This is a genomic window from Acidithiobacillus sp. TH-A67, from assembly GCF_057473545.1.
In genome coordinates this window covers 1-2867 of record NZ_JBYCKU010000057.1, presented here as the reverse complement: position 1 = coordinate 2867, position 2867 = coordinate 1, and the positions used below count along the sequence as shown (strand labels likewise).

Annotated in this window: 5 protein-coding genes; 4 read left to right on the top strand and 1 reads right to left on the bottom strand. The window is 57.2% G+C overall.

Annotated elements, in window-relative coordinates; all coding sequences use genetic code 11:
• The 4 genes from AC2VNM_RS08975 to AC2VNM_RS08960 form a co-directional block, all read left to right on the top strand.
• Positions 1–188, top strand: a 188-nt coding sequence (locus AC2VNM_RS08975; RefSeq protein ID WP_486913178.1) for a hypothetical protein, incomplete at its 5' end; no start/stop codon positions are given.
• Between the two features lie 31 nt (positions 189–219).
• Positions 220–519, top strand: coding sequence for a type II toxin-antitoxin system RelE/ParE family toxin (locus tag AC2VNM_RS08970; protein WP_483167022.1), 300 nt, complete (start codon positions 220–222; stop codon positions 517–519).
• A 2-nt stretch (positions 520–521) separates the two neighbouring features.
• A complete protein-coding gene (locus tag AC2VNM_RS08965) occupies positions 522–833 on the top strand; it encodes an addiction module antidote protein (RefSeq protein WP_483167021.1) in 312 nt (103 codons plus the stop codon).
• Between the two features lie 731 nt (positions 834–1564).
• Positions 1565–2533 carry an IS5 family transposase gene (locus tag AC2VNM_RS08960; protein ID WP_483167020.1) on the top strand — a complete coding sequence of 323 codons (969 nt, stop codon included), beginning with the start codon at positions 1565–1567 and terminating at the stop codon, positions 2531–2533.
• Between the two features lie 4 nt (positions 2534–2537).
• Here the strand turns inward: AC2VNM_RS08960 and AC2VNM_RS08955 are convergent.
• Positions 2538–2867: hypothetical protein (locus AC2VNM_RS08955; RefSeq protein ID WP_486913176.1), on the bottom strand; the 330-nt coding region annotated here is incomplete at its 5' end.

The following is a 2867-nucleotide window of genomic DNA, read 5'->3' as shown; positions in this document are numbered from 1 at the left end:
GTCGTTATACCGAAAAGCCATATCTCACTCTCCCTGCGCCAGCTACCATCAGGGTGGTGCCGAAAAAACCGTATTTGGTACATTTCACCGAAGCCATGACCAAGGCAAAAACCCAACATCCGGTCGATATTGGCCGTGTAGGAAAGACGGGTAGCCAAGGCAGACGTACACCGAGAGAACTCCCTTGACTGCAAGTAATCATTCGATTACACTACGTTTATGACCTACACGGTGAAACTACTCAGTGAGTTCTCCGACTGGCTCGAGGGCCTGAAGGACGGGCTGACCCGGCAGCGTCTCAACAAGCGGCTGCGCAAGGTCCAGTTGGGCAACCTGGGCGATATGGAACCGGTAGGTGAAGGCGTGTTCGAGATGCGCGAACACTTCGGGCCTGGCTGGCGCATGTACTGCGTCCAGCGTAGCGAGACGCTGACTGTGATGCTCGCCGGTGGTGACAAGTCCACTCAGCAGGCCGACATTCGCCGAGCGATTGCGCTAGCGAAGCTTTTGGAGGATTGACCATGACCAAGAGAATCAAGGTTTCTGAACTTGCCGAGTTCGATGCATCCGAGTACCTGAACAGCGACGAGGATGTAGCGGCGTATCTGACGACCGTTCTTGAAGAGAACGACCCCGCGCTGCTGGCCGCCGCCCTCGGCGACATTGCCCGCGCACGTGGGATGTCACAGGTTGCGAAGGATTCCGGCATTGCACGCGAAGCCCTGTACAAAGCCCTTCGGCCCGGCAGTGAGCCGCGCTTCGAGACGATCAGCCGCGTTTGCGCAGCCCTGGGCGTGCGCCTGGTCGCGCAGCCGATGCATCCGGTTCACTGACGCCGTACTGTTTCGGCCAAGGTGTCGGACCGGAGCTGAGGTAGTCTGGCTCTTGTGGACTGTGAATCCCTCCGATTTCTATGGAGGCTCCGTGACGTGACAGAATGGAGCCATGGATACGATGAAATCAGGTCAGAAGTTTTCGGAAGAGGTTCGGTCTCGCGCAGTTCGATTGGCGGATGAGCATCGAGGGGAATACTCCTCGCTTGCGGCGGCGTTGCAATCGATTGTGCCCAAGTTCGGGTGTACTCCCGAGGCTCTGCGAGAGTGGGTGAATAAGGTGGCAGTAGAGGCTGGTTAGCAGGTGCGCTGCTCGCGCAACGGAGCGGCGACGCAGCCAGCGCGCCATCGAAGTGCCTCTGCCCGCCTTTGTAGAGCACGACAGCGTGTGGCCACCCACCCCGCCAAGGACGTTGCCCAACTCACCCTCAGATTGTGGAAAGAACAATTCGCCGCCAAGCCCCTGCGCTCCGATTTGTACCGCAACCATCACTGAAGAACGCCACTCAGAGAGCGGTTACGCTAGAGACAGCATCGGATCTTCCCCGCAGGTAGCGCCGCACGGCACATCGACTCACCGTTATGGAGTGAAGGGAACCTTTTCAGAAAAGCTTGTCAATATACTGCATGAGTCAATCCATATGGTTCTCCATCTTTCAGATTGTTCTAAGGAAGCTCTGCACAGCCTGAGCTGATAGAATGAGGCGGTACGCGCAAGGCAGGAGGCGATCATGGCGGGCCAGATGACATTTGCAGAGACAATGGGGCTGTCGCGCCGACACAAGGAGACCAAGCGGGAGCGTTTCCTTCGGGAGATGGACCAGGTGGTGCCTTGGCAGCCGTTGATTGAGTGCATCGCTCCCTACTACCCCAAGGCTGGACCGCGTGGCGGTCGCAAGCCCATGCCGATAGAGCAGATGCTGCGTATTCACTTTCTGCAACAATGGTATGCCTACTCGGACCCGGGCATGGAAGAGGCTCTGTATGAAATCCCCTTGCTACGGGCCTTTGCCGGTATCGATTTGGGCCGTGACCTGATCCCCGACGAGTCCACTATCCTGCGCTTTCGGCGCCTGCTGGAGCAGCACGGCTTGGCGCAACAGATATTTGTCCAGGTGCAGGAGCTGCTGGAAGCCTCCCACTTGATTCTGCAGGAAGGCAAGATGGTGGATGCCACCCTGATTCACGCCCCCAGCTCGACCAAGCATCGAGACCGCAAACGGGACCCCGAAATGCATCAAACCAAGAAGGGGAACCAGTGGTATTTCGGCATGAAGGCCCATGTCGCGACGGACACGCAAGGTTTGGTTCAGGCCGTCGAGGTCACCGCGGCCCATATCCCGGATCATCGGGTGCTGGAAGAGCTGCTGACCGGAAACGAGAAGACAGTGCTCGCCGATCGTGGCTACGATTACCCGCAGGTCCATGAATTTTTATGTAAGCAGGGGATTCAGGATGCCGTGGCCCGACGTCGTCATCCCGGCCAGAAGACGGGGCTACAGGCACTCAAGCGTTTCAACCGCCGTGTGGCAAGCATCCGTGCGCGTGGTGAACATGCCTTCCGCGTCCTGAAGTGTCAGTTTGGCTACCGCAAGACTCGCTATCGAGGCCTGACCAAAAACGGTGCGCAACTGAGCACCTTGTTTGCCCTGGTGAACCTGTATCTGGTTCGTAAGGAGCTCTGTTGGCTACGGGCGTAATCCGTCACAAAGACGGAAAGCGGGCGATTTCCGTGCTCACCATGCGCTTTTTGGCGTCTCTGGAGAGGGAAAATGAGAATTTTCGTCGCCAAATCGATTTTGCGAGACAAACTCGTTCCAAATCACGACGATTTTTACACCAGTTCAGAGGTTCCTTAGCGTAGAAACTGGAATAGCATGAATAACGTTGATCTTTATAGACAGAGTTTGGGTATCCAGGCGGTGACGGCATGACGCCCGACAAGACGCTGCCGAGATGGGCGATTACCTCTCGGTGCAATATCTCGCCGACCTCCTGGTCTGGTATCATCTGGCCTGGACCGGCGAGACCCTG